Below are 26,756 nucleotides of genomic sequence, written 5' to 3' on the forward strand. Positions count from 1 at the left end.
CGTACCTGGGATCAACGCACACGCTAACAACCCAGTTCCCGCACCGCCCTTGGACGTCGGATCACTGGACCCCTGACGGTTCCACGGCTCCACACCCGCCAGCTGTCTCCCAGGAGACATCACACGGGGCGAGAGGGAGGCGCGCGTCGTAGAGGCGCCTCCCGGTGACTACACGTAACGGATCTGCACGAGCGTGTATTCGATCTCCCCACGGGGCCGGATGACCTCGACGGTGTCCCCGACCTTCTTGCGCAGCAGGGCGCGGGCGATGGGCGACTCCACGCTGATGCGGCCCCCCGCGGTGTCGATCTCGTCCGAGCCGACAATCTGATAGGTGACCCGGGCGCCGTCCTCGTCCTCGAGCGTCACGGTGGCGCCGAAGTAGACGCGCCCGGTGTCGCTCTGCTCCGTGGGCTCGACGATGGTGGCGGTGTCCAGGCGCTTCTGCAGGAAGCGGATGCGCCGGTCGATCTCCCGCAGACGCTTCTTGCCGTAGATGTACTCGGCGTTCTCCGAGCGGTCGCCCTGGGCGGCGGCGGCGGACACCTCGGCGGTGACCTTGGGGCGCTCCTCGTTGAGCAGGCGCAGCAGCTCCTTGTGCATGCGCTCGGCCCCCTTGCGGGTGAGGTAGCGCCGGTGGCCGCCGGAGGACTTCTCCTCCTCCTCGTCCTCCCCACCTTCCAGTTCCAGCTCGTCGTTCTCCTCGGGGGCTTCCTCGGAATTCCGGGCGTCTCGACGCATGGCCCCTGTATAGCGCCTCCGGAAAGCAGGGAAAGGGAGCAGGCACGGGGGCGGGCCATCTGACCGGTGGTTGTCAGGTGACGGGGGCGACGATCGCCAGTAGAACTCTGGAACGAGTGCTGGTAGAGAGCGCGCGCGGGCTGGGGGTTGCGGATTTTGGCGGCCCCCCAAAAAAGAATAGTGCGAGTCGCTAGCTCAGCTGGTAGAGCACCGGCCTTTTAAGCCGAGGGTCGGGGGTTCGAGCCCCCCGCGACTCACAGAGGTCCCCGTCGTCTAGAGGCCCAGGACGCTGGCCTTTCAAGCCGGTAACACGGGTTCGAATCCCGTCGGGGACACTAAAGCCGAGGCCGGAAGCCGCTGAGCAATCAGGGGTTTCCGGCCTCGGTGTTTTCAGACTCCGGCCCGGAGTCCTCCTCCGTGGACGAGGTGAATGTTCCACCTCGAACCGAAGCCTCGGCCCCGCGATCCAGCACCTCCGTCCCTGTGTCACGAGGCCACGCGCCGAGTTGGCGATCCCCCTGCTCGTGCGGAGATTCACGGCGCGTGAATCAGACGGGGCCTCGCACGCGCATCACGAGCCGGCTCTCCACACTCCACCTCCTGACGTCTGACCCGGACAGCGGGAGGAGACTGGCATGAAACGGATGGTGGCTCGGCGATGCGGGTGGGTGGTGCTGGTGGGTCTGGTGCTGGCGTTGCTGCCAGGGACCGGCCGGGCATCCGACTGGGACGACCGGTGCAAGCTGGTGGACTTCAACAAGGGGAGCAAGAAGCTCCACAAGCCTCCGCAGTGGTTCATCGCGCAGCTCGCCGACAAGGATCGGCTCGAGCTGATCACCGACCCGGGAAAGAGGCCCCCCGGCTACCCGTGCGCCTTCAAGTTCACCGTCAAGCCGGGCGACCATCCCGTGGGCGGAAGCGAGCGCGCCGAGCTGTCCCAGAGCGATGTCACCCCGCTCGGTGAAGGCACGGAGCTCTACTACCGCTGGAGCACGCTGTTCGATCCCTCCACCCTCCCCAGCGGCTCCGGGGCGGCGAAGATCAAGAGCCTGGTCTTCACGCAGTGGCACCACACGCGGAAGACTCCGTCGGACATCTCGGGCGCGCCACCGGTCGCGCTCGAGGTGCGCAAGCGCCCGGCGAGTGCCGGGGGTGGATACATGCTGGCGCTGATCGTCCGCCAGCATCCCAACCACGACGCGAGCCCGCTCTGGACCCATCCGGTGGAGCCCGGCAAATGGTACGACTTCACGGTCCACGTCCGGTTCTCCAAGAACAACGGGCTCGTCGAGCTGTGGTGCGACGGCGATCACTTCCGGCGTGAGAACATCCAGACGCTGTATCCCGCGACCCCCTACGTCTACGTGAAGCAGGGGCTGTACCGGAACGACGGCATCGGCACGGTCAACGTCGTCTACCACTCCCCGATGTTGACGGGCTCCAGCCTGGCGGCGGTGAATCCCGGGACCCTCCCACCGCCCTCCCAGAAGGAGCCGGAGCCCCCCGCGAAGGAGCCGGAGCCTGCTGGGAAGGGCACTCCCTCCCGGAGTTGGAGCGGCGACTTCTCCACCGGAGACCTGTCCCAGTGGACCAAGGTCCAGAGCCAGGACCAGCACCCGGGCTCGGAGCGGGTGAAGGTCGAGGGAATGCCAGCGCCACTGGACGGGCTCCAGCACGCGGCGAGATTCACCGTGCTCCCGGGGGACAAGGTGGAGAACGGGAACCGCGGCCAGGTGCTCCAGTCGGATTCCCAGAAAGAAGGCAGCGAGGCCTACTACGGGTGGGCCACGTTCTTCCCACAGGACTACCCCTCGACGCCGGAATGGCAGGTCCTGGTCTCCTGGACGCCGTCGTCCGGCGTGGGCGCGGCGCCCATCGTCGTCGAGACCCGGGGCGACCGCATCCAGCTCCGGCTCACCTCGAAGGCTCAACCGCTGTGGAGCGCGCCGCTCCAGCGCGGGAGCTGGCACCGGTTCGTCCTCCACCTCGGGTTCTCGGAGCAGCCTTCCCAGGGCTTCGCCGAGCTGTGGTACGACGACCAGCAGGTACTCGCCCGGACGCCAGCGCGCACCGGCTCCAATGTGTATCTCAAGCTCGGGTTGAATCGGGAACCGAAGATATCGGTGCCCACCACTGTGTTTCACACGGGCATGAAGCGGGGCAACACCCGGGAGGAGGTACAGCCGCCTCCCTAGCCCGGGGACGCGGCCTCCCGGAGAGCGAGTGCGCCGTGGCCTACCCATCCAGTGACGAATGTGCACGGCCTCTCGGGGGAGCAACACACCCAGGGCAGGCTGAAGCGGCCCCAGATACGCTGCAACGCCCACCGAGCGAAGGGCCAGAAGCACACTCCATTCCCTACTGCCAGGGCCCCTACAGCGACCTCAATGCGCTGGGGGAGGCGCTGCGGATTCCCCGGACCGAGCTCCTCGACCTGATCGGCGAGATGCAACGCGTGCACCTGGTCGCCGTCACCTTCGGAGGTCTGTCGCTGACACCCGAGGGGAAGGAGCTCGCCGCGAATATGGACAGAACCGGGACACTGGGTTCCATGGCACCGGGCGCGTAATGGAGCGCCGGGCGCCTCGCGGGTTGCCGTGAGAGGGAGGGAAGCGGAGAATACCCGCCGTGGGTACGCCTGCTCCTCAATGGGAGCCACCGCCATTCTTCGAGGAGTACCGCCTGCTCCGACCGCTCGGGAACGGGGCCATGGGGCAGGTGCATCTCGCGCGCGACACGCTGCTGGACCGGCTCGTCGCGGTGAAGTTCCTCTCCAGCGTCGCTCCGGACGAGAGCCAGCGCGAGCGCTTCCGCACCGAGGCACGAGCCGTCGCCCGGCTCCAGCACCCCAACATCGTCGCCGTGCACCGCATCGGCGAGGTGCAGAGCCGCCCCTATCTGGTCTCGGAGCTCATCCGGGGCAACAGCCTCGACAAGCTCCAGTGGCCCGTCCCCTGGGAGAAGGCGCTCGGCATCGGCATCGGCCTGGCGCGAGGGCTGGCGGCGGCGCACCGCAAGGGCGTGCTGCACCGCGACATCAAGCCGGCCAACGCCATGCTCACCGAGGAGGGCGAGGTCAAGCTGCTCGACTTCGGTCTGGCCAAGCTGCTGGATGCCGCCGAGGGGACGGGAGCGGCGGCGCCTCGGCCCGCCATGCCTCCCAGGTCCTCCCTCCCGAGCGTGGAGGCCCTGGCCAGCGCGGATGAATCGGCGACGCTGCCTCCGAAGACGTGGCCCCCGAACGCGCCAGAGGCTCCCAGCGCGCAAGCCCTGGCCAGCGCGGATGAATCGGCGACGCTGCCCCCGAAGACGTGGCCCCCGAACGCACCGGCGGCGCCCACCGTGGAGGCCGGAGCCAGCACGCGGGACGACGAGTCGGTGACGTGGGTGCCAGCGGGGCGGCCCGGCTCGGGGGAGTCTCCCGAGGGCGAAGCGCGGCCGGCCAGCGGCTCGCAGACGGTCGCCGGAGCCTGGATCGGAACGCCCCGGTACATGGCGCCCGAGATCTGGCGCGGTGAGGCGGCGTCGGCTCGCAGCGATGTGTACTCGCTCGGGGCCGTTCTCTTCGAGATGTGCGCGGGCCAGCCCCCGTATCCCCCCGAGCTGGGCCTGAGCGCGCTGATGGAGGCCGTGCTGAACCACCGGGCCCCGGCAGTGGCCTCGGTGGTGCCCGGCGTGGACGCGCGCTTCGCCGCCATCATCGACCGCTGCCTCGAGCCCGACCCGGCGCACCGTTTTCCCTCGGCGGAGACGTTGCGCGAGGCGCTGGAGGCGCTGCGCGAGGGAGGGCACGTCGCGCCGGTGGTGGCGGAGCGGCCCTACCCCGGACTGCACCCCTTCTCCGCCGAGGAGCGGGGCGTCTTCTTCGGGCGCGGGGCGGAGGTGCGGGCCCTGCTGGACCGCCTGCGCGCCGAGCCCTTCGTCCTGGTGGCGGGCGATTCGGGCACGGGCAAGTCCTCGCTGTGCCGCGCGGGCCTCCTGCCACGCATCACCGAGGGGGCGCTCGGAGGCGGCTGGACGGTGGTGACGCTGGTGCCCGGGCGCCACCCACTGGAGGCGCTGGCCTCGGTGTTGGCTCCGCTGTCGGGCCAGGACGCGGCGCACGTGGCCGACACGCTGCGCTCCGGACCCACCGCGCCGGGGCGGCTGCTGCGGGCCCACCCGGCCGCCACCCACACCCTGCTCTTCGTGGATCAGCTCGAGGAGCTGCTCACCCTCGCCACCCCCGAGGAAGCCGCCCTCTTCGCCGAAGTCCTGGGGCAGCTCGCGGAGGGCCTCCCCGGCGTGCGGGTGCTGGCCACGGTGCGCGGGGACTTCCTCACCCGGCTGGCGGATCTCCCCGGGCTGGGCAACGCGCTCTCCGGAGCGCTGTACCTGCTGCGGCCGTTGTCGGAGGAGGGGCTGCGCGAGGCCATCACCGAGCCGGCGCGGGCCCGGGGCGTCGTCTTCGAGTCGGAGGCGCTGGTCGACGCGCTGGTGGCCGCGGGGCGCGCCGAGGGCGGGCTGCCCCTGCTCCAGTTCGCCCTGGCCGAGCTGTGGGAGGCGCGCGATGCCGCGCGGGGCCTCATCCCCGCCTCCGCCCTGGAGGCACTGGGGGGCGTGTCGGGCGCGCTGGCCCGCCATGCCGATGGGGTCCTCGCCCGCCTGCTGCCCGCCCAGCGGCTGGCGGCCCGCCGCCTCTTGCTGCGGCTCGTCACCGCCGAGGGCACGCGGGCGCGGCGTCCCCTCTCGGAGCTGCTGGGCCAGGGCGGCACGCAGGAGGAGGATCGGACGATCCTGGAGGCCCTGGTGCGCGGGCGCCTGCTGGTGGCACGCGAGGCCCAGGGAGAGGCCACCTACGAGGTGGCCCACGAGGCACTGCTCACCGGATGGGATGTGCTGCGGGGCTGGCTGGCCGGCGATGCCGAACAGCGAGCGGCCCACCAGCGCCTGGAGCGGGCGGCGGCGGAGTGGCGGCGTCTGGGACGGCCGGCGGAGGCCCTGTGGGGCGCGCGGCTGCTCGCGGAGGTGACGGCGCTCGGACCCGCCTCGCTGGCGCCGCAGGAGGCCTCCTTCCTCGCCGCCTCGCGCCGGGCCGTCCGCCGCCACCGTCTGGTGCGTCTCGGGGCCGCGCTGGCCCTGCCGCTCGCCGCGGTGCTCGTCTACGGGGGCAACCTCCTGCTGCAACGCCGGGAGACGGCGCGCCAGGTGGCCGGACACCTCGCCGCCGCCCAGGAATCGCTGGAGTGGGCGCGGCACGAGGACGCCACCATCGAGGCGCTGCGACGGCAGGCCTTCGCCGACTTCGATGCCGGCCGGGACAAGCAGGCGGAGGACGCCTGGGCCCAGGCCCTCGAGCAGAGCACCAGGGTCTACGAGCACGGTCACGACCCGGCCCGGCAGCGGCTGGAGCAGGCCATGCTGACGGACCCCGGCCGCGCCGACACGCGCTACCAGTTGGCGGGCGCGCTCTACGAACGCCTGTTGCTGGCGGAGCGAGATCTCCAGGGCGCGCTGCGCAGGGATCTGCTGCGCCAGCTCGACGTCTACGACGAGACCGGCGACTACCACCGCCGCCTCCTGGCTCCGGCCCGGCTGCACCTGGAGACCGTACCGGCGGGGGCCACCCTCTCCGTGCAGCGCTATGACGAGGAGGGAGGCTACAGCCGGCCCTCCCCTCCCCGGCCACTCGGGACCACGCCGCTGGCCGGACTCGAGCTGGCGCCGGGCTCCTACCGCCTGGTGCTCCAGCTCCCGGATCGCCCTCCCGTCCTCTACCCCGTCGTCCTGGCCCGTGGGGAGCAGCTCCGCCTCCGCCTCGCGCTGCCGGCCTCCGTCCCTGAAGGCTATGTCTACGTCCCGCCCGGCCGCTTCCTCTTCGGCAGCAGCGACGACGAGCTGGTGCGGCGCAACATCCTGGCCGCCCAGCCGCTGCACCCGGTGCGCACCGGCGGCTACCTCATTGGCCGCCATGAGGTGACGTACGCCGAGTGGTTGCGCTTCCTGCGCGAGCTGCCCCCCGCCGAGCGCGCCCTCCGCCGGCCGCAAGCGCGCAACTTCGGCAGCGTCGAGCTCACCGAGTTGTCCGGGGGCTCATGGCAGCTCACCCTTCAGCCGAGTACCCACGCCTACCGGGCCCGCGAAGGCGAGCGGGTGCGCTACCTCGAGCGCACGCGACTCGCCGACCAGGACTGGCTGCGTTTCCCCGTCACCGGCATCTCCTGGGACGACGCCCAGGCCTACGTCGCCTGGCTCTCCCGCTCGGGCCGCCTTCCCGGGGCGCGCCTGTGCGAGATGCACGAATGGGAGCGGGCCGCCCGCGGAGCCGACGCGCGCCTCTACCCCCAGGGGGACCGCCTCGAGCCCGAGGATGCCAACTTCGACCGTACCTACGGCCAGCAGGCGCTCGCCTTCGGCCCCGACGAGGTCGGCAGCCACCCCTCTTCCCACAGCCCCTTCGGCGTCGCCGACCTCTCCGGCAATGCCTGGGAGTGGGTGCACTGGGCCGCCTTGCCCCAGACGGCCATCTGCTCGGGGGGCAGCTTCTACCAGGACTTCATCAGCGCCCGGAGCAGCAACCACGTCCACGGGGAGCTCTCGCAACGCTCGGTGCTCATCGGCCTGCGCGTCTGTGCCGACCCGCCCGTCCCGGATGACCCCTGAGCCTCAATATCTGCTATCCTGGTAAAATTCCCACAACCGGGAATTCCAGGAATGAGCGGAATCGCTCAGGGAGGGTGTACCGATGGATACCGGCAGATCGCAGGTGCGGCCCATGGGGGTGGTGCTGTGCACCGCGCTCGTTCTCTTCGCCACCAGCACCCAGGCGGCGAACGGGGGTTACCAGAGCATGCAGGGGACGCACGTGCGCGGCACCGTGGCCGAGTTGCTCGAGCAGGTTCCCCTTCAGCTGAGCTCCGCCAGCTTCAAGGGCCTTGCGGTGAGCCCGGCCTGGATCGACCAGGGGCAATTGCTGGGGCAATGGCAGACGAACCTCCTCTCGGGCGACAAGGTCATCGGGGTGGGCTTCTCGGGGATGCTCAACGGGGAGAAGGTGGCGCTGCAGATCGTGGACGCCCGGCCTCACGTCAACGTGTACACGGGGACTCCGTCGAAGACCATCTGGGAGTACCAGGTGGTGTGGGAGTCGTCGACGGAGCACGGTGAGCTGTGCCCGGGGAGTGCGCCGGCACTCGTGCTCCCCGGCCGCTGGAGCGCGGGCGTGCTCTACGAGGATCGGGATGCGTTCTTCTTCGCCTGCCTGCCCCACAAGGCGGAAACGGAGAGCGGGCTCGACCATGGCGGAGTGGCCGCCAAGTGCGTGGATTGGGGCTATACGCCCTGGCTCAACCCGGAGCCGATGCCGGACGGCAGCCCGAGCCCGGCGACGACGCCCGACGAGGCGAAGCGCTACCACGCCTCCTGCACCACCATGGCCTCGGCGGACTACTGCGGCGAGGGCAGGCCCAACACCGTCAATGGCACGCCGCTCGTCATGTTCAACGCCAAGAACGTGCTGACGCAGCCGGTGGGCTCGACGCAGTACGTGGCGTCCGGTCCTTTTGGCACCGGCGGGGACTTCTTCTTCGAGACGGCGTGGGCGGCGTCGCAGGTGAAGGACCAACAGGGCTACGGGTGGCGCGCCAGGGCGCTGTGTCTGACCAAGAAGCGCTGGTCCACCCTGCCGCTGAACGGCACCTGCCTCAATTCCACGAACCTGCCGGACCCCCGGACGCAGCGCCAGGCCCCGTTCTGCGAGTCCCTCTCCGCGGCGACGCTGCTGTCCCAGGGCGCGATGCTGTTCTCCTACTCGTCGTACATCGACGCGGGCCTCTATCGCTTCAAGCACAAAGTGACGGGCGAGCTGCTCACCACGGCGTCGCTGAACATCAGCCCCACGGGGACCTTCGTGTACGTGCCCAAGGTCCCGAATGGGAATGACTACCTGCTGGATACGACGGGCGTCTCGTCCGTCTACGAGGGCCCCATCCTCAGCCCGAAGGTGCCGGCCATGTTCCCGGGCCTGGCGGACACGCGCCCGTTGTGGCGCTACACGGATGGCCTGGGGCACTACGTCACGCTGGTGGAGGGGACGAGCGTGCCGGCGGGCTTCGTGCCCGATGGGGTCAACGCCCTGGAGGGTTACGTCTACGTCGGCAAGACGCTCAGCAGTCCTCCCGAGCTCCACTTGTGGGAGCGCGCGGGCAGCTACGCGACGTCCACCGGGCCGCTGGGAGCGCTGAGCTACCATGACCTCGCGCTGATGGGGTTCCTGCCCTCGCTGAGCGATTACGACACGATGCAGTAGCCCGCCGCCGCGCGCGGCCCCGCCCCGACGGGTTCGAATCCCGTCGGGGACAACCTGGGAAGCCTGGCAATCTCAAGGAGTTGCTGGGCTTTTCCTTTGCCCCCGGTTCCTCATGTGCCCTCCTTGAGGTACACGACAGGGCGGCGGTCGCGATGAGTATCGTGAAGGAGAAGAACCGGAACTGCATGGAATGAAGCATGGGACGGTCTGACTCTTGTAGGCTCGGGAGCCGTGAACGACGCCTCCCTTCCGGCCAACCGTGGTTGCATCCTGGTGGTGGACGCTCAGCGCAACACGCGCGCCATCACCGCGAACCTCCTGCGAGCCAGGGGCCACACCGTCCTCGAAGCCCTCTCGGGTGAGCAGGCCCTGGCCACGCTCGCCAAGAGCGAAGTGCACCTGTTGCTGACGCGGCTTCAGATGCGCCCCATGGACGGGCTCACCCTGCTCAAGTGCGCGCTGGAGGTGGCTCCGAGCCTCCAGGTCATCGTGACGACGGCCAGCGGCTCCATCGAGAGCGCGGTGGAGAGCATGCGCCGGGGGGCGTTCGACTACGTCACCCTGCCCTTCAAGGAAGGCGAGATGCTCCACCGGGTGGAGCGGGCGCTGGAGCAGACGCGGCGACAGGCGACGATCGGCCAGCACGCCGGGAAGTTCAGCGAGCGCCCCGGTCCGAGCGCACTGGTGGGCCGTAGTCCGGCGATGCGAGAGCTGACGTCGCTCCTGCAGCGCGCGGCGCCGAGCGACGCCACGGTGCTGGTGCAGGGCGAGAGTGGCACTGGCAAGGAGCTCGTCGCCCGCGCGGTGCACGCGGCCAGCCCGCGCAAGAACAAACCCTTCGTGCTCGCCAACTGCGCCGCCGTCTCCGAGGCCCAACTGGAGTCCGAGCTGTTCGGCCAGCCGAGGGGAACGCGCACCGGCGCGGCACGGGCCCGCCGGGGTCTCTTCAAGGAAGCGGACGGGGGCACCCTCTTCCTCGACGAGGTGACGGAGCTGACGCCCGCGCTCCAGTCCAGGCTGTTGCGCACGCTGCAGGATGGCGAGGTGCGGCGCGTGGGCGAGTCCACGCCCCAGCGCGTGGACGTGCGCATCATCGCGGCCACGCACCGAGACATCGAGCAGGAGGTGCGGGAGAAGCGCTTCCGGCAGGATCTCTTCTACTGCCTCAACGTGGTGCCGCTGCGCGTGCCGCCCCTGCGCGAGCGGGTGGAGGACATTCCCGTGCTGGCCGAGCACTTCCTCCAGCGCGCCAACGCGCGCGGCCCGAGGCCCAAGCGGCTGTCCGGGGCGGCGGTGGAGTGCCTGATGGACCATGGCTTCCCTGGCAACGTGCGCGAGCTGGAGAACCTGGTGCGGCGGGCGGCGGCGCTCGCCGAGGGTGACGAGCTGCAGCCCGAGGACTTCCTCCTCCCGCGCCTCCCTCCGCGCCGGGCCGCGTCCAAGCGCCCCACGAAGCGCCGGGCCCGAGCCAGCGTCTAATTGGCCTGGGTGTACGGATGCAGGTCGTCGGGTTGCACGCTTCCCCGCGCGACCTCCCGGACGAGGTCGTCCGGAAGACCCGTGAGGAGCTGGCCGGGCGCTGGAGCCAGCTCGACGAGCGCAACTGGCGCAGGGCCATCCTCCAACAAGAGACCCAGCCGGACCTCGGCGCTGTCTTGTCGAAATAGGCCTGAGGACGCGACAAGAGCCGGACTACATCCACAGCGAGCTGCTGGGGAAGCGGGTCTGGCGGGAGTCGGAGTATGACCAGGAACATCCTCGATGCGCTGTCCCGGGGCCGGAGCCACAAGGAGGTCGCGGCGGAGCTCGGCGTCGCGTACTTCACCGTCACGACCCACGTTCGCAACCTCTTCCTGAAGCTTGGCGTGAACAACCGGGTCGATGCCATCAACGCGGTCCGGCGCGCCCGCCCACCGAACGCCCTGGGTGCCTATCGGCTCGGGGCGGGCGAGCCCTGAAGGGCTTCGTCAGGGGTGCTCCAGCGCGGGGAGTGGCCGCCCCTCCCTGGCCAGGTACGAGACCGTCACCAGGGTGCCCGCGCGGGCGTCACCCTGCACGGAGGAATAGGCGGCCCCATTCCAGAGCACCGGCTGGGGGGCCATCAGGACCTGCTCGCGAAACTGCTCCAGCGCCTCCTGGTTGGGGTGCGAGGTCTCCAGGCGGCACACGGTGGCGCCGCAGTGCACCGACTCCAGTCGGGAGGTGGTGAGGGTGCGCTCCAGTCTGGCGCGGGCCAGCTCCTCCGCCTGACGGCTCCACTGTGGATCGATGGGCTCGCCGTGGACCGCCTCCTCCAGGCGGGCCACCACCTCCTGCTCGGACGGGGGCGCCGGTTTCTCGGGTGGGGCCGAGGGGGCCGCTTGCTCTCCCCCGGCGCTGGAGGCTGGCTGCCCGGCGGTGAGGGCCAGCGTGAGCTCGGGCGCGGAGGCCCGTGGGCGCGCCACTTCCCGGTTGAGGCGCTCCAGTTGGGCCCGCTGCTCACCCAGGGCCCGGCTCATCTCCCGGAGCTCATGGCGGGTGGCCTCGAGCTCCGCCTGCTGCCGCTGGTGGCGCTCCTCCAGAAAGGTGTGTTCCAGCCTCTGCCAGCCCAGGAAGGCCAGCAGCACGGTGATTCCGGCCAGGGTGGAGGTGCGCGGCATGGCGGGTCTCCCAGGGTGGGGGTCGGGGAACTAGTTGTCCCACTGGATGGAGAAGACCTTGGCGTTCTGCGCCAGGTTGCACAGCAGGTAGAGGGAACTCTGGGTGTCCGTGAAGAGCGAGCCCAGGCTGATCGTCTGCGGGCTGCCCGCGGCCGGCAACGAGACCCAGCTCCCCGCGTAGATACCGGACTGGGTGTTGGTGGTGGCCGCGATCCGGCAGCTCACGTCGCTCGTGGTGGCCCCCTGCGCCTGCACGGTGAAGGTGCGATACCCGGCGGTGCCGGAGTACGGCAGGGCCACGATGAACGACTTGGTCGCGGCGCAGCCGTTGGTGAGCATCCCGTAGGAGAAGATGGGGCAGGTGTCGTCCGCGACGCTGCTGGCCTTCATGGAGGCCCCTCCGATGCCGTTGGCGCTGGCGGGGGTCGCCAGGGAGACGAGGGCGAAGGCGGCGGCGAAGGAAAGGGACTTCAGGGCGGTCTTCATGGCTTGCTCCGGTGGTAGCGGGTTCGTTCGTTGAGAACCGCCAGCGGAAAAAACGGGCAAGCGCGCGCTTTTTTTTCCGCGGTCCCCCTAACGGGCCGTAGCGCCCGCTCCGGACGTCGATGAGCTTGCCGTTCTCTTACTCATCAAGTCCTGATTTCAGCCGAATGCCCGCGGAACAACCGTGCGCGCGACCTCTGAATGGCTCCGCGCGCTGAAGCAGCGGCGGACGGCTTGAACGCGGCTAGAAAACCGAGCGGCCCGAGCCGGTGCCGAACTTGAAGGACGCGCGGACCAGGTACCGGATGACGCGCTCGGCGACCGTTGCTTCCTGCGCGTCCCGGCGCCGGAGAATCTCGCTGCGTCTCGGATTGAGTTGCAGCTCGCGGACGACGTACGCGAGCACCGTGGCCATCTCCTCGCGGTGCGGCCTGCGGCGGGCGAGCTTCCGGATCTCGTCCGTGACGGTCTTGACGAGGAAGCGCTCGAAGGGGAGGTGGACGTTGCCGAAACGCGGCCGTCCGCGCGGGGGGCGCCCCACCTGGCGCTCGACGAGCGCGTCGTAGTGGGCACCGGTGTAATACACGTTGTACGGACCGCCTGCGCCGTTCTCGTTGATGCGCACCTGCGTACCGTCGAAGCGATACACGACGATTTGAACATCCAGGTGGCTGGCCAGCGCCACGAGGGCCAGGTGCCCGGCCCACACGCCGTTTCCGGCGAGATCCGCCGCGTAACCCGGGTGCTGCACGAAGCCCTGGTATTCGTCCCAATGTTGCAACAGGTGATTCACGGCGATGGCGCGGAGCGCCAGGTGATCGTGCCCGCTGAAGTGCCCGATCGCGCGAAACAGGCAATTGCCGTCTGCCAGGATCGGGACGCGCTGGAAGCGGGCCGGGTAGGTGGGCAGGGCGAAGGCGAAGGGCTTTGGCGCGCTCGATGACAGCGACGGCTTCGACGCGCCGGAGCCCGCCTTCTTATCCAGCTCCGGGTACTCGACGAGGATGGGGCGGTGGTCGATCTCGGCAGCCTCCAGTGCCGAGATGGAATCCCTTTCGGAGCGACTCCCGCGCGTCTCCTCGGGCAGGCGGAAGACGCGGCAGGGCACGTTGGAGATCACGTAATCCAGCAGGTTGTCGCTCTTCCAGCGGGTAGCGCCGCCAGGGATGCAGGCGAAGACGTCAGGAAATCCCAGCGCGTCCATCGGCAGCACCTGCCCGCCCTTGGAGAGGTCGACGTCTTTCTTGAACAGCTTGGCCGGCGGGCAGTTGAGGTCGCCCACGATCATCCACGGCGTATCGCCGTGCGCCTTGCGCAGGGCTGGAATCAGCTCGCCGAGGAGCTGCTTCTTGGCGGCGCCGTGATTGGAGATGGCGTGGAGCATGTACACATGCATGCCATCCGGGGTGACCCAGCGGAGCGGCGCCCGCGTCGACAAAGCCTTGAATGAATCGCCGATCAGCGTGGTTTCGATAGGCCCCTTCGACAGGGTGCCGTAGCCCTTCTGGCTTCCCTCCTGGTGGTCCTCGTAGCGCTCGTCGCGATAGGAGCGCGTGTAACTGAAGTTGAGACGCCGCAGCGCCTCGTTCTGCGCGAACACCTTCGCGACCTTCTCGCCGAACAGCGTGGGCCCTTCGGGACGCCGGGCGCTGAAGCGCGGCTCCTTCGGCGCCTCGGCCTCCTCGATCTTCCGGCTCGACGCCATCACCTCGCAGAGCAAGGCCACCGAGACGTCGCTCTCGATGAGGAGCTGCGCCAGGAGCACGAGTCGCTCGGAGAGCTCGGCCTCGGAGAGGCCCTGGAGGTTCGCGAAGATGAAGCGGGGCATGCCGCGACACTAACCATGACGGAATGATACGCGCTAGGACTTGCGCGTGGGGTCCCGTGCGGCAGCGGCCGCCGCCTCCCGCAGCTTGTCCTTCTTGCTCTTGCGCTTGCCTTTCACGCCGCCGTGCGGGTCCAGGGCCGGCGGGGCGAGCTCGGTCGGCTCGAGCCCCGCGATGCGCTCGCGTGGGAGCGCCAGGTGGTGACGGCGCTCGATGAGCCGGAAGTGGGCCTCGGTGCTCGCGGTCACGAAGCTGATCGCCACGCCGGCCTGCCCCGCGCGGCCCGTACGCCCGATGCGGTGCAGGTAGTCCACGGTGGAGCGCGGCAGGTCGTAGTTCACCACCGCGGGCAGCTGCGCGATGTCCAGCCCCCGGGCGGCCACGTCCGTGGCGACGAGCACCTTCACACGCTGGGCCTGGAAGTCCGCGAGCGCTTGCGTGCGCGCGCCCTGGCTCAGCTCGCCGTGCAGGGCCGCCGCGGCGATGCCGGCGCGGTTCAGCTTCAGGGCGACGTGGTCCGCTCCATGGCGGCTGGCCACGAAGACGAGGACGTGGGACCACGCGTGCGTCTCGAGGAGCCGGCGCAGCAGCGGCGTGCGCTTGTCCGTGTCCACCTCGATGACGCGCTGCTCGATGGCACGCTGGGCCTCCTGCTCGCCCGCGGGCGGCGCGGACGCCTCCACACTGATGCGGATGGGCTCGTGAAGGAGCTGCGCCGCGAGCGTCTGCACGGCCTGCGGGAAGGTCGCGGAGAAGAGCAGGTTCTGCCGGCGGGCGGGCAGCAGGGCCAGAAGGCGCGTGAGCTCGTCGGCGAAGCCGAGCGAGAGGAGCCGGTCGGCCTCGTCGAGCACCAGCGTCTCCACCGAGGAGAGTCGCAGCGCGTTCTGCTTCGCGAGGTCCAGCGCGCGGCCGGGCGTCGCCACCACCAGGTCCGCACCACCGCGCAGCGCCATCATCTGGGGATTGGCCGAGACGCCGCCCACCGCGAGACAGGTCTTGAGTGGCTTCGGCAGGTAGCGTCCGTAGTGGCCTATCGCCTCGGAGAGCTGCGCGGCGAGCTCGCGCGTGGGGACGAGCACGAGGGCTCGCACCTGCCTCGGCGCGCGGCCCGGGTGCGCACTCAGGGCGTGCAGGATGGGCAGGACGAACGCCGCGGTCTTCCCCGTGCCCGTCCGAGCGGAGGCCCACACGTCGCGGCCTCGCAGCACCGCGGGGATGGCCTCGCGCTGGACCGGCGTGGGGGCGTCATAGCCGAGGTCGGCCACGGCACGGGCGAGCGGCTCCGAGAGGCCGAGGGAAGTGAAGGTCATGGGCTGGCGCGGAGACGGATGGGTTGAACGACCTCCTGGCGGGGCTACTTGCGCTTGCCGCGCATCCGCGGCGGCGGATTCTCCACCAGGAAGGGGTTGGACGGCTTGCCGGCCTTGTGGGGCTTCTTGGCGGCCGTGGGCTTCTCCGTGGAAGCCGCGGGCTTCTTCTGTGGGGTCGCGGCCTTCTTCGTCGTGCTCTTCTTGTCGTCGGTCGGCATGGTGTCCTGAGGCGGAATGAGGGCGGCCACCGTAGCGCACCTGGCGGCTCATCGTCTGGTGGAAGGGCCAGGCTCCGTTGCATTTCCGAACCAACCGTCACTCGGGCAGTGAGTGGCGCGGGCCTTGATTCAGGTGGAAGCGCCGGCCGGGGAGGCATCGCCGAACCGCTGTGGCCTGTGCGTGTGGAGCCAACGCCACCGTGCCGGGGACAACCTGGGAAGCCCGGCGCGGCGGCGGCTCCCGCGCGTCTCAGTTCACGCTCACCGCGGACCAGGCGGCGGCCACGGCGTTGGTCTCGGGGCTGCCCGCGCCATAGAGGTCCGCCGCGGCACTGAGGGTGGCCGCGCGAGCCCCGGCGTAGTTGGTGGACGAGGTCATGTACACCGTGAGGGCGCGGTACCAGATCTTCCCGGCCGCGAGCCGGCCGATGCCCCCGTGCGACGAGCCATCGCAGGTGGGGCTGGCCGGGCCACCGGCGGGGTGGGAGCCCTCGGCCAGCAGGTAGAAGAAGTGGTTGGCCACGCCGCTGGAGTAGTGCACGTCGAGCGACGCGAGGCTCGGGGACCAGCAGTCCGGCGACTTTCCGTCCAGGGACGGCTGGTGCATGTAGCGCAGCGCATCCCCCGGCGTGCCCGGGGTGAAGATGGTCTCGCCGATGAGGTAGTCGCCCGGGTCCTGCGAGGTGTTGGCGAAGTACTCCACCAGGGAGCCGAAGATGTCGCTGGTGGCCTCGTTGAGCCCACCGGACTCACCCTCGTACGTGAGGCCCGCGGTCTGGCTGGTGATGCCGTGGGTCATCTCGTGGCCCGCGACGTCCAGCGCGGTGAGCTGGGTGAGGATGGTGCCATCCCCATCGCCATACGTCATGCAGAAGCAGAGGTCGTACCAGAAGGCGTTGTTGTACTTGTCGCCGTAGTGCACGCGGCTGTAGCCCATGCCGCCCGCGCCATCGATGCCGTCGCGGCCATGGACCGTGCGGTAATAGTCATACGTCGTCTGCTGGCCGAAGTGCGCATCCACCGCGGCGGACTGGCGATTGCCCGGCGTGCCATTTCCCCAGACATTGTCGGAGTCCGTGAAGAGGGTGCCGGGCACCAGGAGCGGAGGCAGCGGAAGCGCGTCGCCCACGAGCGGAATCGAGCCGAGATTGTTCATGTCCGTCGTGTAGAAGCCCCCCCCGCGCGTGGTGTCGCGCAGCGCGTAGCCCGAGAGCAGCGTGGAATCCGTATGGATGGACACCTGCCCCGAGTAGAGCGAGGCGCCCGTGCCCACCGCCGCGGTCGTGTGGACGGCATCCCATTTGCCCCGGAGGGCGCCCGTGGTGGCGTCCACCAGCACGTGCAGCTCGGAGGGCGTCTGGTCCGGCTGGTAGCCGTCGAGCACCACCTCGTAGGCGAGCGCGGGCTCGTGGCCCTGGCGCGCGTCCACCACCAGCTTCGCGGTGCGCGGTCCACTCAGCTTCCCGACGAAGGCGGAGCGGGCGCGCAGGGTGGCCGCGGACGCGTCCAGCGAGGGACGGCTCGCCACGGACGCGAGCGAGGGCAGGCCCGCCAGACTGAAGCCGCGCGCGTCCGCGTCTCCCCGCTGGTGGACGACCAGGTCGCCGCCCATGACCCGCAGGCCCTGCCAGGTCCGCTCGAGCCGGACATGCTCCGTGCCGTCGTCATCCACCAGCACCGTGCGCGCGGACAGCTCCTCGGGAGCCGTCATCCCCAGCTTCGCGCCCTCGAGCATCACCCGAGAGACAGCGCGCTGGACGGCCGCCGTGCGCTCCGGGCCCGCGGCCAGCTCGCGCGTGGAGGTGACTCGGGTGCTGCCCGGATCACCACAGCCCCACAGGGTCAACGTGACGAGTGCCGCGGGAAGGGTGCGTTTCATCGGATTCACTCCTGGAAAGAGAGGGAAGCGTGACACGCATGTCTTGCGCCTCGCGGGCGGGCCTGGATCGCCGGCCGCGCATCCCCGCCTGCTGCCGAGCACCATCAAGCTGTGAGAAAACGAGACGCACAGGGAGATGTACGCCCAGGGTTTTCCATCGCCTTGTTCACGGGTTCGAATCCCGTCAGGCCGGGAGCGAGGACGGACTCGCCCCCGGCCATGCGGGTTACTCGAGTGACAGCAGGTAGAGCGTCAGCGCATCGAGGTCGCTCTCGGACAGGTGCGATGTCTTGCCGTGCGTGTCCTCGAGCACCTGGATGTGATTGGCGGCGAGCTCCGGGTTGAGCTGCCGCTGACCATTCACCGTCACGATCAGCGGCGCCAGGTTGGAGGTGCCGAGCCGATCCACCTGCGGGATCCCCTCCGGCAGGGTGACGAACGGACTGTCGAGGCTCACGTAGAGGGGACCCTTGCCATCGCCGGCCAGCTCGCCGCTGCTGTCGGCGAAGGTGATGGGCACCTCGGTGGGCAGGACGACCGGCGAGGCGCCCAGGAAGTCCTCGTCCACCGCGCGCTGGTGGTCGGTGCGCACCGTGCGGAAGTTGAAGCCGCGCTCGCCGGGCCGCAGCAGCGGAGAGTCCGGCGCCAGCAATATCTCCCGCACCGAGTGCGCATCGCCATGGTGCAGCCAGCGCGGCGTGCTGTCCCAGAACGAGCGCAGGTGCTTGGTGTTGCGCGCGCTGATGTTCTGCCGGGAGCCCTCGTCCTGGGGCGCGCCGTTCGGAGTGAAGACGTAGTCATTCTTCAGCCGCAGGAACGGCCCGTTGCCGTCCACGGTGGTCTCGCTGATGACGCCCGGCTCGTGGATGATGAAGTCCTGGAAGGTGTCGTCCAGCACGCCGTTGGTCATCTTGTTGCCGTTGTGGTGGCAGTCGGCGCAGCCCGAGCCGCCCTCGGCCACCTTCGTGGTGAACAGCCACCTGCCGCGAGCCACCTTCGCCGCCTCGTCCGAGGCCGGGAACTGGGGGAGGGGGTTGGGCATGCGGCGCGTCTCGTTCTGCGTCCAGAGGATCTCCATGTAGGACAGGTCGTTGTAGTTGGCCTGGTACGCCTTGCCATTCAGCTCGGGCCGGCCGATGGCGGCCGAGTTCTCCGCTGTCTTGCGCAGCACGTACTGGTCGCGGGCCTGGTAGCGATCCAGCTCGCCCTCCTGGGGGAAGAGCACCGTCTTGCGCTCGGCGATGGTCAGCTCGCCGCTGCAGGAGGAGGCGTAGGCCGTCATGTCATTGTTCAGCCCCTCGTACCACTCGGGCCAGTTGTCGGAGACGTCCTTGTTCTGCGGGCAGTTCTTCACCCCGCCGATGGCATTGGCCCCCACGTTCCACTGGCTGCCATCGCTGCGGCTCTGCCAGTGGCAGAACCCGCAGGACTTCTGCCCATCGTCCGAGTAGGCCGAGCTGAACATCCAGCGCAGGCCGATCTCCTCTTCGGTCGCGAAGAGGTGGCTGCCATTGCCACCGGTGGTGGGATCTGGCGTCTTTTCGGTGACGCCCACCGCCACATAGCCACCGCGGGTGAGCGTGCCATCCGCGTTCACCGTCAGGAACGAGAGGTCCTCGGTGTTCATGTTGGCCACGTACAGGGTGTGCCCGTCGGGCGAGACGGCCAGCCCCTGCGGGGTGATGCCGCCGGTGAACTGGATGCCCAGCTCGGTCAGGATGCCCGAGGGGTCCGCCGGATTCTGGTTGATCCGGAAGACCTCCACCTTGTCCGAGTGCATCATCGCGGCGAACAGCAGGTCCCCCTTGACGAAGAGCTGCTCCGGGCCGCTGCCCTGGATGATCTTCTGGCCGGCGGCGAAGTCGCCCAGGTCCACCAGCTGACCGGGAACGGCCATCATCGACTGGTCGCGCCCGGCGTCCACGTAGCGGTAGACGAAGCGCTGGGTGGTGGTGTCGAAGACGTTGAGCTCGCTGCCCAGGTCATCGAAGGTGGTGGCCTTGGTGGCGTCCGCCATCACCGGCATGTACCCGAGCGGGGTGCCATTGTTGCGGCGGAACGTACCGCTGGTGTCCCGGGCGGCCACGCCGTGGGCGCCCTCGGGCCCGTTGAGCGCGGTATTGGTGGCTTGTCCGGAGACGAAGCCCCAGCGCCCGGCGAGCTTCACGTCGGTGGCCAGCCCGCCCACCACCATGTTCTGCGCCCGGGTGTTGGCGTCGTTCTCCACGTTGATGACGGCCAGGGTGTGGCCCAGGGTGTTGGCCACGTAGAGCGTCCTGCCGTCCGCGCTGAGCGCCAGGTCGCGCGGATTGGCGCGGTCCAGCTCGTTGGCGCCGGTGGGAATCTCGGCGAGCTGCGTGAAGGTGGGGCCCGGGTCGATGCGGAAGGCGCGGATCTCGTCCTTGAACCGGTCGGTGACGTACAGCCGCGTGCCGCTCGCGTTGAAGACCAGGTCCTCCCCGTAGAAGCCCGTCTGGAAGATGCCGATGACCGAGTCGGTCACGGTGTCGATGACGCTGGCGTAGTTGGCGTACTGGTTGAGCACCACCGCGTAGGCATGGGGAGAGATGGCGGCATTGACCGGGGACACCTCCACCCCCGTGGGACGGGTGCCACTCCCCTGCCCCGCCGGCCGCAGATCCACCCACTTGCGGACCGTCTTGCTGGCGGCATCCACCACCGCCACCCGCCAGTCCGGGTAGCCCTCGCGCCCCGGCAGCGCCACGTAGACCTTGTCACCCCCCGGGGTGATCGCCAGCGACGTTGGCCAGCTCCGGAACGGCTGGGGCCGGAACGGCCAGAACTGGTTGCCCTTGGTGAGGATCGGATTGTTCGGGTCCACCCGGCTGCCCGGGTCCGGCTTGCCCGTCATGTAGTCGTTGCCGAAGGTGATGCGCGTGAAGCGCTGCAGGCCGCCGCGCTCGCCAGCGGGCTCGGCGCCCACCAGCTGGATCACCGGATCCGTCGAGCCGCCCGTCCGGATCTTCCCCTGGGAGTCCGTCTTCACCGGGGTGACGAAGAAGCGCAGCGCCAGGGGCGCTTCCCCGGGTGGCGTCAGCACCTGCGGGGTGAAGGCGCTCGACAGCGCCCGGTGCCCGAGGGTCCCCGAGCCGCCCTCCGGCTTCGACTGCCCGCTCGAGCACGCCAGCCCCAGGCTCCCCGCCGTGAGGGCCCCCAGGAGCAATCCCCTCCAGGGCCTCCGGGAGGCCCGCCCCCCGTACTCGCTGCTCATCGACTCGCTCCCCATGATCGCTTCTCCGTGGCTCCAGGGGCAGGCACCTGCCTCCCCGATGGTCTCTCTGAGATCGGAGCGAGGAATTTGTGACAAACAGGGATTTTATTTATTTTCGGATCTCACCGACGGTGCTGGGAACCCACACGGCGGGGGGCTGTCACGTCCCCCCCGCCTGCTGCATCTGAAGGGCATGGAGACAGTGAGGGCATCACTCAAGGTGGCGGACGTGGGGTCCCCTTCGGACGAGGAATTGGCCCGCCGCGTCAGGGATGGCGAGACGGCGCTGTTCGAGGTGCTGATGCGCCGGCACAACCCGAAGGTGTACCGGGCCGTGAGGGCGCTGGTGTCGAACGAGGCCGAGGTGGAGGACGTGATGCAGCAGGCCTACGTCCTGGCGTTCACGCACCTGTCGCAATTCGAGGGCCACTCGCGGTTCTCGACGTGGCTCATCCGCATCGCGGTGAACGAGGCGCTGATGTGCCTCCGGAAGCGCAACCGGCTGGTGACTCTCGATGAAGGCTCGGACAAGGAAGCGGAGGGAGACATGAAGCTGGAGGGGCGAAACACAGCCGATCCCGAGCGGCGGGCCTATGACCGCGAGCTCGTCCGGTTCCTGGAGTCCGCCATCGAGGCACTGCCCCCCCCCCACAAGGTGGTGCTCATGCTGAGGGAGGTGGAGGGGCTGTCGACGGCGGAGACGGCCGAGGTGCTGTCGGTCAATGAGGAGTTGGTGAGGAAACGGCTCCACCGGGCCCGAGCGTTCCTGCGTGACGAACTGGACGCCCGGATGGGGGGACAGCTCCACGAGGCGTTCTGCTTCCAGGCCCCACGGTGCGACCGCGTGGTGGCCGCCGTGATGACCCGCCTCACCTCGAGCTGAGCCGGAAGGCAAGTGGACGCGAGGGCCTCTGATGAGGGAGACGCTCGGCAAGGCCCGGCGCTACGCCGACCTACCCGCGTGATGGGGACCCTCGTCGCGAAGTGAGACGTTCCTGGGTACTCTCGGGCCTTGCCCGAATGCGTGCCCCCCTGAACCAGCCCTCGAGACGACAGACGTGGTGCGCGGTGCTCCTCGCCACGCTCGGGGCCTTGCCGTTCTCCGCGCTCGCTTCGGACTCCGTCTCCCGCCCGGCGCCCCGCGCCTTCGAGTTCCAGACGGAGGGGACCGCGCTCGACCACAGCGTCATGTTCGCCGGCGCGGTGCTCGACACGCCGCCTCCCCGCCTCACCCAGCTCTTCCCCGAGCGCTACTCGGACATCCCCGGCGTCTTCACCTTCCGCGGCGGCCCCCTGCGCACCGGCGGCGCCTGGGGCACCTGCCCCCTGCGCGAGCACAAGCTGGAGATCGCCTGGATCGCCACCACCGGCCGCAGCCGCGGGCACTGGGGCGGAGGCGCGGGGTGGACCGGCCAGCCCGCCATCGTCCAGTGGCCCGACGTCATCCGTCACTCCATGGGCCGGCTCGGCTCGCGCCGCTTCGAGAAGGGCTTCGTCGAGGTCATCCAGGGCTCGCTCGACGGCTCCGTGTACTTCCTCGACCTGCGCACCGGCCGCCCCACCCGCCGCCCCCTCTCCACCGGCAACCCCATCAAGGGCAGTGTGTCGTTGGATCCTCGCGGCTACCCCCTCCTCTTCGTCGGCCAGGGCATCCCCGAGAGCAGGCCCATCGGTCTGCGCGCCTACAACCTCATCACCCACCAGGAGGTCTTCTTCCTCCCCGGGCGCGACGCCGAATCGCCGCGCAAGGGCTGGGGCGCCTTCGACAGCTCGGGCCTGCTCAACCGCGCCACCGACAGCTACATCGTGGGCGGGGAGAATGGCCTCTTCTACGTCCTGCGCCTCAACACCGACTTCGACTCCATCGCGCTCACGCTGAAGGTCCGTCCGGAGATCCTCCGCTACCGCTACGCGCCCCCCGGCACCGCGCACTACGGCATCGAGAACTCCCTCTCCATCGTGGGCAACCTCGCCCTCTTCGCCGACAACGGCGGCACGCTGCAGGCGCTCGACTTGAAAACCTTCAAGCCCGTGTGGGCCTTCGCCGCGGGCGATGACACCGATGCCAGTCTCGCGGTGGAGCTCGAGGGAGACCGGCCCGTCCTCTACACGGGCACCGAGGTGGACAAGACGGGCCCCAAGGGCCGCTCGTGGTTGCGCAAGCTGGATGGGCTCACCGGCCGCGTCCTCTGGGAGCGCGCCTATCCGTGCCAGGGCGCTCGCGAGCCCAAGAAGATCGACGCGGGCGTCTTCGCCACGCCCCTCGTGGGGACGGGGGACACCTCGAGCCAGGTCGTCTTCACGCTCTCGCGCTGCCCGGACTTCACCCGCGGCCTCATGGTGGCGCTCGACAAGGCCACCGGCGCGGAGCTCTGGCGCAAGCCCCTGGAGCACTTCGCCTGGTCCTCCCCCACCGCCTGCAAGGACGAGCAGGGCCATACCTTCATCCTCCAGGGCGACATCAGCGGACAGGTGCATCTGCTCGACGGGCGCACCGGGGACGAGCTGCACTCCGTCCAGCTCAAGGGCGGCATCGAGGCCTCCCCCGCCGTGTTCGGCGACATGGCCGTGCTCGCCACACGCGGCGAGTGGATCTACGGCCTGCGCCTGCGCTGAGCGCGTTAAGCTGCCCCCATGCGACCGATCCTCAACATCCTCTGGGTCATCTTCGGAGGCGGCTTCATCATCTGGCTCGAGTACCTGCTCGGCGGCCTCCTCCTGTGCCTCACCGTCGTCGGCATCCCCTTCGGCGTGCAGTGCTTCAAGCTCGCCGGGCTCGGGCTGCTGCCCTTCGGCAAGGACATCGTCGACGCTCCGGGCGCCAGCGCCATCGGCTGCGTGCTCAACGTGTTCTGGCTCGTCATCGCCGGGGTGTGGATCTTCCTCAGCCACATCGCGCTCGCCCTGGCGCTCGCGGTGACGCTCATCGGGATTCCCTTCGCCATCCAGCACGTGAAGCTGGCGATGCTCGCCCTGGCGCCCTTCGGGAAGCTCGTGCGCGAGGCGCCGTAGCGGCCCTCAGAAGGCCACGCCAAAGGCCAGGCGGGGCGTGGGGATGATCTCCACCCTGACGCTCCCCTCCTCGCTTTCGACATCCGGGATGGAGCGGTACTGGGCGGAGAAGCCCGCCGCGAGCGTGAAGCGGTTGAAGAGCACCAGCGTCCAGCCCACCGTCCCGCCCAGCCCGAAGCCGTACGCCTCGCGCCGCACGTGGTTCTGCGAGCGCAGCTGGTAGTTCACGCTGAACTCGGGGCCGAAGTAGATGCCGCTCGGCGCGCTCCCGAGCACGAAGAGCCGCGTGCCGAGCGTCCCCGCCAGCGCCAGCTTCCAGGCCTCGGGCGTGCGGCCATAGGCGAACTCCGGCCCCACGTAGAGGGAGAGGCCCTTGCCGAAGGCCCGCTCGTACTCGACGCCGAGCTGCGCGTGCTTGAGCGCCAGCGGGTTGATGGTGAAGGTGTTGCGGGCGCCCAGATCATCCTCGGGAGGCGGCTTCGGCTTGCCCAGCTTGGAGAACCACTCCTGGACGCTGGACACGAAGTCGCCATCCGCGCGGGCCACTCGAGGAACGAGGACACACAGCCAGAAGGCGAGGAGCAGCGCGGCGCGGGGCATGGTCGTCTCGGGGTGGGGGGAAGCGCCGCCATCTTCGAGTACCCCGCCGTCCGCCTCAAGCGGAGTCGGGGTTGACTGCCTCCGGGTGGCGGAGGTTGATGCGCCGGCAATGTCCCCTTCCCCGCAGGACAGGACCCGCCTCTCGGTCGTGGCCGCCGCCTTCGCCCTCCCGTTGCTCTACTTCCACCGGGCGAGCTTCACGGACCAGATCTTCATCGCGCGCGACATCCTCCGGGTCTACTACCCGCTGAAGAAGTATTGGGCCGAGCGCGTGTCCCAGTTCCAGTTCCCGGATTGGTACCCCTACGACGGCCTGGGGGAGCCCTTCCCGGGCATGCTCATCTCCGGGGTGTTCCACCCGGCCAACCTGCTCTACCTGCTGCTGCCGCTCGGGACGGCGCTGAAGCTCATCACCCTGCTGTCCTACGTGGCCGCGCTGGGGGGTACGTACCTCTTCGCCCGGCTCTGGAGCCTGGAGCGGGGGCCCGCCCTGCTCGCGGGGCTCACGTACGCGCTGGGCGGCTACATGGTGGGCATCAGCAACAACCTGCTCTACCTCATGGCGGCCTCCACCTTCCCGTGGGCCCTCTGGGGCGCGGAGCGCTTCCTGCGCGAGCCCTCCGCCCGCCGCGCCGCCCCCGCCGCCCTCGCGCTGTGCCTCGTGCTCCTCTGTGGGGATCCGCAGAGCTTCGCGCTGTGCAATGGCATGCTGCTGGTGCTCATCCTGCTGCGCCCGGATCGCGCCAGCGCGCGGAAGGTGGCACCCCGGGCCGGACTGCTCATCGTGCTCGGCGCGCTGCTGTGCGCGGTGCAGCTCGTCTGCGTCCTCCCCACCCTGCGCAACGCCTCCCCCAACGCGCCCGACATCCTCGTCGCCACCCGCTTCTCGTTCCACCCCCTGCGGCTCGTCGAGCTCCTCCTCGGGCCCATCTTCATCAACCCCGGCACGGGAGCGGAGGTCTCGAGCACGCTGGCCAGTGAGCTGCTGCTCTCGCCCCTGGGCAGCCTCTGGGTGCCCTCGGAGTACATGGGGCTGCCGGGCCTGCTGCTCCTGGGCGCTGCCCTCTGGACCTGGCGGCGTCATCCGTTGACCTGGAAGGTGGCCGGACTCGCGCTCGCCATCCTCGCCCTGTCCATGGCGCGCAACCTGCCGCTCTACGAGTGGTTCTACGACTGGGTCCCCCTCTGGAAGTCCTTCCGCTATCCGGAGAAGTTGATGCCCTACGTCCTGTTCCCCTGTGCCCTGGGAGCGGGCGCGGGGCTCCAGGCCGTGCTGCGCGATGACGCCCTGGCACGGCGGCTCGGACAGGTGGGCCTCGGACTCGCGTTCGCCTGTGGAGTGTTCGCGCTGGGCGAGTGGCAGGGGCGCTGGTTCTCCGGCGGGGTGATCGGCGCCCTCTGGGACGACCCCATTGCCCGGGTGCAGGAGATGCTCCACGGCAACGTCATCCAGGGCGCCGGGGTCGCGGCGGGCACGCTGGGCGCGACGGGGCTGGTGCTGCTGCTGGCCCGGCAGCCGATGCCGCGCACGGCGGCCCTCGTCGCGCTCCAGTTCGCCGTCCTCTACCTCGTCAACGAGCAGACGTACCAGGTGTCGTACTCGGAGGTGCTGGAGCAGCCCACCGCGATGGTGGACACCATCCTGCGCGACTCGGCGAACCCGCCCGACGGTATCCGGCCGCGCGTCTTCGGAGGGGTGGACATCATCTCGCCGCGCCAGGTGCCCCAGGGGCTCAGCTACGTGGACGCCCTGACGCTCAACCTCGCCGCCACGCTCGAGCCGAATACGCCCGGCCTCTGGAACCTGGAGAACGCCAGCGCCTACCTCCCCGCCGCCTCCTCCCGGTTCGTCAGCATCATGTGGCTCGGCCACCTGCGCGACGCCTTCGTGGACCGCCTCGGTGCCCTCTACCACACGCGCTACCTCACCATGGACGCGAAGGCCTTCACGGAAGGAGGCGGCAACCGGAAGTTCGTCCTCGCCGAGGACTCCCTCGTGGGGGCGGTGTTGATCCGCATTCCCCGCATGCTCCCCCGCGCCTACCTGGCCTCGCCCCGCTGCGTGGCGGACCCGAGCACCGCGCTCGAGTTCATCCTCGTGCAGGACTTCCATCCCGGGCAGGACGTGGTCCTCGAGTGCGCACCCGGCACCCCGGCGGACGCGGCGCCCACGGGCACCGGAGGGCTCGGGCAGGTGCGCATCGCCCACTACGCCCCCGAGTCCGTGGAGCTCGAGGTGGACGCGCGCCAGCCCGCGGTGCTGGTGCTCAACGACGCCTTCTACGAGGGCTGGAGCGCGACCGTGGACGGACAGCCCGCCCCCATCCTGCCGGCCAATGTCGCGGTGCGCGGCGTGCGCGTCCCCGCCGGCCCCCACCGCGTCTCCTTCTCCTACCGCACGCCCGGACTGGTGCTCGGTGCCATCATCTCGCTCGGCACCCTGGGATTGCTCGGGCTCGCGGTGCTCGTGGAGCAGCGCAGGCGGGGGCACGGCGCACCCGCGGCGGGAAACCCGGTGGGCTGAGCGGG

The 26,756-nt window shown here is 69.8% G+C and carries 19 protein-coding genes and 2 tRNA genes; 12 read left to right on the plus strand and 9 right to left on the minus strand.

What is annotated here, in order from left to right:
* Positions 1-168: 168 nt before the first annotated feature.
* Positions 169-741: a transcription elongation factor GreB gene (greB, locus tag ACJ8AN_RS42005; RefSeq protein WP_407761278.1), complete on the minus strand. Its 573-nt coding sequence runs from the start codon at positions 739-741 to the stop codon at positions 169-171.
* 184 nt (positions 742-925) lie between these two features.
* On the opposite strand from greB, the gene ACJ8AN_RS42010 reads away from it, so the two are divergent.
* From ACJ8AN_RS42010 to ACJ8AN_RS42045, 8 genes are all read left to right on the plus strand, one after another.
* Positions 926-998: transfer RNA gene (locus ACJ8AN_RS42010), tRNA-Lys, on the plus strand.
* A gap of 5 nt (positions 999-1,003) precedes the next feature.
* A tRNA-Glu gene (locus ACJ8AN_RS42015) sits at positions 1,004-1,076 on the plus strand.
* Positions 1,077-1,376: 300 nt separating this feature from the next.
* Positions 1,377-2,936: a polysaccharide lyase gene (locus tag ACJ8AN_RS42020; protein ID WP_407761279.1), complete on the plus strand. Its 1,560-nt coding sequence runs from the start codon at positions 1,377-1,379 to the stop codon at positions 2,934-2,936.
* Between the two features lie 433 nt (positions 2,937-3,369).
* A complete protein-coding gene (locus ACJ8AN_RS42025) occupies positions 3,370-7,383 on the plus strand; it encodes a protein kinase domain-containing protein (protein WP_407761280.1) in 4,014 nt (1,337 codons plus the stop codon).
* Positions 7,384-7,465: 82 nt separating this feature from the next.
* Positions 7,466-9,028, plus strand: a complete 1,563-nt coding sequence (locus ACJ8AN_RS42030; RefSeq protein WP_407761281.1) for an ADYC domain-containing protein — start codon at positions 7,466-7,468, stop codon at positions 9,026-9,028.
* A 231-nt stretch (positions 9,029-9,259) separates the two neighbouring features.
* The gene (locus tag ACJ8AN_RS42035) at positions 9,260-10,507 is read left to right on the plus strand and encodes a sigma-54-dependent transcriptional regulator (protein WP_407761282.1); all 1,248 of its coding nucleotides are present in this window, start codon (positions 9,260-9,262) and stop codon (positions 10,505-10,507) included.
* A gap of 17 nt (positions 10,508-10,524) precedes the next feature.
* Entirely contained in the window at positions 10,525-10,695 is a 171-nt protein-coding gene (locus ACJ8AN_RS42040; protein WP_407761283.1) for a hypothetical protein, read from the plus strand.
* Positions 10,696-10,770: 75 nt separating this feature from the next.
* Positions 10,771-10,986, plus strand: coding sequence for a response regulator transcription factor (locus ACJ8AN_RS42045; protein WP_407761284.1), 216 nt, complete (start codon positions 10,771-10,773; stop codon positions 10,984-10,986).
* A gap of 9 nt (positions 10,987-10,995) precedes the next feature.
* Here the strand turns inward: ACJ8AN_RS42045 and ACJ8AN_RS42050 are convergent, their stop codons facing one another.
* The 7 genes from ACJ8AN_RS42050 to ACJ8AN_RS42080 form a co-directional block, all read right to left on the minus strand.
* Positions 10,996-11,667, minus strand: a complete 672-nt coding sequence (locus tag ACJ8AN_RS42050) for a hypothetical protein (RefSeq protein ID WP_407761285.1) — start codon at positions 11,665-11,667, stop codon at positions 10,996-10,998.
* Between the two features lie 30 nt (positions 11,668-11,697).
* Positions 11,698-12,153: a hypothetical protein gene (locus tag ACJ8AN_RS42055; protein ID WP_407761286.1), complete on the minus strand. Its 456-nt coding sequence runs from the start codon at positions 12,151-12,153 to the stop codon at positions 11,698-11,700.
* A gap of 241 nt (positions 12,154-12,394) precedes the next feature.
* Positions 12,395-13,978 carry a hypothetical protein gene (locus ACJ8AN_RS42060; protein ID WP_407761287.1) on the minus strand — a complete coding sequence of 528 codons (1,584 nt, stop codon included), beginning with the start codon at positions 13,976-13,978 and terminating at the stop codon, positions 12,395-12,397.
* Positions 13,979-14,011: 33 nt separating this feature from the next.
* Positions 14,012-15,286: a DEAD/DEAH box helicase gene (locus ACJ8AN_RS42065; protein ID WP_407761288.1), complete on the minus strand. Its 1,275-nt coding sequence runs from the start codon at positions 15,284-15,286 to the stop codon at positions 14,012-14,014.
* Positions 15,287-15,330: 44 nt separating this feature from the next.
* Positions 15,331-15,504 (minus strand): hypothetical protein, encoded by a 174-nt coding sequence (locus ACJ8AN_RS42070; protein ID WP_407761289.1) that lies wholly within the window; start codon positions 15,502-15,504, stop codon positions 15,331-15,333.
* Positions 15,505-15,754: 250 nt separating this feature from the next.
* On the minus strand, positions 15,755-17,383 hold the full coding sequence (locus ACJ8AN_RS42075) for a M4 family metallopeptidase (protein WP_407761290.1): 1,629 nt from the start codon (positions 17,381-17,383) through the stop codon (positions 15,755-15,757).
* Between the two features lie 226 nt (positions 17,384-17,609).
* Positions 17,610-20,630 (minus strand): YncE family protein, encoded by a 3,021-nt coding sequence (locus ACJ8AN_RS42080; protein ID WP_407761291.1) that lies wholly within the window; start codon positions 20,628-20,630, stop codon positions 17,610-17,612.
* 214 nt (positions 20,631-20,844) lie between these two features.
* Here ACJ8AN_RS42080 and ACJ8AN_RS42085 point away from each other — a divergent pair, with 214 nt between their 5' ends.
* The 3 genes from ACJ8AN_RS42085 to ACJ8AN_RS42095 all read left to right on the plus strand — a co-directional run bounded on the left by ACJ8AN_RS42085 (position 20,845) and on the right by ACJ8AN_RS42095 (position 23,627).
* Positions 20,845-21,498, plus strand: coding sequence for an RNA polymerase sigma factor (locus ACJ8AN_RS42085; RefSeq protein WP_407761292.1), 654 nt, complete (start codon positions 20,845-20,847; stop codon positions 21,496-21,498).
* 137 nt (positions 21,499-21,635) lie between these two features.
* On the plus strand, positions 21,636-23,231 hold the full coding sequence (locus ACJ8AN_RS42090; RefSeq protein WP_407761293.1) for a PQQ-binding-like beta-propeller repeat protein: 1,596 nt from the start codon (positions 21,636-21,638) through the stop codon (positions 23,229-23,231).
* A gap of 18 nt (positions 23,232-23,249) precedes the next feature.
* On the plus strand, positions 23,250-23,627 hold the full coding sequence (locus ACJ8AN_RS42095; protein ID WP_407761294.1) for a YccF domain-containing protein: 378 nt from the start codon (positions 23,250-23,252) through the stop codon (positions 23,625-23,627).
* Positions 23,628-23,633: 6 nt separating this feature from the next.
* Here ACJ8AN_RS42095 and ACJ8AN_RS42100 read toward each other — a convergent pair whose 3' ends face one another.
* A complete protein-coding gene (locus tag ACJ8AN_RS42100) occupies positions 23,634-24,227 on the minus strand; it encodes a hypothetical protein (RefSeq protein ID WP_407761295.1) in 594 nt (197 codons plus the stop codon).
* A 109-nt stretch (positions 24,228-24,336) separates the two neighbouring features.
* On the opposite strand from ACJ8AN_RS42100, the gene ACJ8AN_RS42105 reads away from it, so the two are divergent.
* A complete protein-coding gene (locus ACJ8AN_RS42105; protein ID WP_407761296.1) occupies positions 24,337-26,751 on the plus strand; it encodes a YfhO family protein in 2,415 nt (804 codons plus the stop codon).
* Positions 26,752-26,756 lie beyond the last annotated feature (5 nt).

It is taken from the genome of Archangium sp. (genome assembly GCF_045802675.1).
Taxonomy (GTDB): domain Bacteria; phylum Myxococcota; class Myxococcia; order Myxococcales; family Myxococcaceae; genus Archangium.

Bases quoted from the DNA above. Each gene is read 5' to 3' on its own strand.
- greB (WP_407761278.1), bottom strand. From the start codon at position 741: ATGCGTCGAGACGCCCGGAATTCCGAGGAAGCCCCCGAGGAGAACGAC.
- ACJ8AN_RS42020 (WP_407761279.1), top strand. From the start codon at position 1,377: ATGAAACGGATGGTGGCTCGGCGATGCGGGTGGGTGGTGCTGGTGGGT.
- ACJ8AN_RS42030 (WP_407761281.1), top strand. From the start codon at position 7,466: ATGGATACCGGCAGATCGCAGGTGCGGCCCATGGGGGTGGTGCTGTGC.
- ACJ8AN_RS42040 (WP_407761283.1), top strand. From the start codon at position 10,525: ATGCAGGTCGTCGGGTTGCACGCTTCCCCGCGCGACCTCCCGGACGAG.
- ACJ8AN_RS42045 (WP_407761284.1), top strand. From the start codon at position 10,771: ATGACCAGGAACATCCTCGATGCGCTGTCCCGGGGCCGGAGCCACAAG.
- ACJ8AN_RS42050 (WP_407761285.1), bottom strand. From the start codon at position 11,667: ATGCCGCGCACCTCCACCCTGGCCGGAATCACCGTGCTGCTGGCCTTC.
- ACJ8AN_RS42055 (WP_407761286.1), bottom strand. From the start codon at position 12,153: ATGAAGACCGCCCTGAAGTCCCTTTCCTTCGCCGCCGCCTTCGCCCTC.
- ACJ8AN_RS42060 (WP_407761287.1), bottom strand. From the start codon at position 13,978: ATGCCCCGCTTCATCTTCGCGAACCTCCAGGGCCTCTCCGAGGCCGAG.
- ACJ8AN_RS42065 (WP_407761288.1), bottom strand. From the start codon at position 15,286: ATGACCTTCACTTCCCTCGGCCTCTCGGAGCCGCTCGCCCGTGCCGTG.
- ACJ8AN_RS42070 (WP_407761289.1), bottom strand. From the start codon at position 15,504: ATGCCGACCGACGACAAGAAGAGCACGACGAAGAAGGCCGCGACCCCA.
- ACJ8AN_RS42075 (WP_407761290.1), bottom strand. From the start codon at position 17,383: ATGAAACGCACCCTTCCCGCGGCACTCGTCACGTTGACCCTGTGGGGC.
- ACJ8AN_RS42080 (WP_407761291.1), bottom strand. From the start codon at position 20,630: ATGGGGAGCGAGTCGATGAGCAGCGAGTACGGGGGGCGGGCCTCCCGG.
- ACJ8AN_RS42090 (WP_407761293.1), top strand. From the start codon at position 21,636: ATGCGTGCCCCCCTGAACCAGCCCTCGAGACGACAGACGTGGTGCGCG.
- ACJ8AN_RS42095 (WP_407761294.1), top strand. From the start codon at position 23,250: ATGCGACCGATCCTCAACATCCTCTGGGTCATCTTCGGAGGCGGCTTC.
- ACJ8AN_RS42100 (WP_407761295.1), bottom strand. From the start codon at position 24,227: ATGCCCCGCGCCGCGCTGCTCCTCGCCTTCTGGCTGTGTGTCCTCGTT.
- ACJ8AN_RS42105 (WP_407761296.1), top strand. From the start codon at position 24,337: ATGTCCCCTTCCCCGCAGGACAGGACCCGCCTCTCGGTCGTGGCCGCC.